This is a genomic window from Shewanella sp. Isolate13 (assembly GCF_022398325.1).
Classification (GTDB): domain Bacteria; phylum Pseudomonadota; class Gammaproteobacteria; order Enterobacterales; family Shewanellaceae; genus Shewanella.
Map to the genome: position 1 here is coordinate 1 of NZ_JAKEVD010000073.1, position 973 is coordinate 973.

The window sequence follows — 973 nt, forward strand, 5'->3', positions numbered from 1 at the left end:
GTCTGCAACTCGACTCCATGTCTGCAACTCGACTCCATGAAGTCGGAATCGCTAGTAATCGTAGATCAGAATGCTACGGTGAATACGTTCCCGGGCCTTGTACACACCGCCCGTCACACCATGGGAGTGGGCTGCACCAGAAGTAGATAGCTTAACCTTCGGGAGGGCGTTTACCACGGTGTGGTTCATGACTGGGGTGAAGTCGTAACAAGGTAGCCCTAGGGGAACCTGGGGCTGGATCACCTCCTTACCTATACGACTAACTTGATAGTTGTTGAGTGTTCACACAGATATGCTTGTCGTAAAGAAAGAGCAAATTACGTTGGGTCTGTAGCTCAGCTGGTTAGAGCGCACCCCTGATAAGGGTGAGGTCGGTGGTTCAAGTCCACTCTGACCCACCAATATCTTTCCTTATCTTTGATAAGAAAGGTTTGGTAGACGTAAATTTGTTTGACTGCATGTAAATGGGGCTATAGCTCAGCTGGGAGAGCGCCTGCCTTGCACGCAGGAGGTCTGCGGTTCGATCCCGCATAGCTCCACCATTTCTTCTCTTGTAGAAGCATGCACTGGTTAGAGATGCCAAAGATAAATGCAAAATTTATCTTTGGCTTTTTTAAGCCCGCTCTTTAAAAATTTGGAAAGCTGATAGTAATAATCGAAAGATTATTGCGAAATTAAAAATTGAGTTCTCAAAACACTTAACATTAAGTGTCTTGGAAACCATTAGTTGCGATACGACTGTTTTATCTACCCTGATAAAACAAACGGATATTCTCATAGAGACTTATTTGGGTTGTATGGTTAAGTGACTAAGCGTATATGGTGGATGCCTTGGCAGTCAGAGGCGATGAAGGACGTAGTAACTTGCGAAAAGCGTTGGCGAGCTAGTAACAAGCATTTGAGCTAACGATGTCCGAATGGGGAAACCCACTAGCATAAGCTAGTATCATTAACTGAATACATAGGTTAATGA

General features: G+C 44.8%; 2 tRNA genes and 2 rRNA genes. All 4 read left to right on the forward strand.

What is annotated here, in order from left to right:
* Positions 1-250, forward strand: a 16S ribosomal RNA gene (locus L1D44_RS21625); the annotation flags it as partial.
* A gap of 74 nt (positions 251-324) precedes the next feature.
* Positions 325-401, forward strand: a tRNA-Ile gene (locus L1D44_RS21630).
* 65 nt (positions 402-466) lie between these two features.
* A tRNA-Ala gene (locus L1D44_RS21635) sits at positions 467-542 on the forward strand.
* A gap of 257 nt (positions 543-799) precedes the next feature.
* Positions 800-973: ribosomal RNA gene (locus L1D44_RS21640) — 23S ribosomal RNA — on the forward strand; the annotation flags it as partial.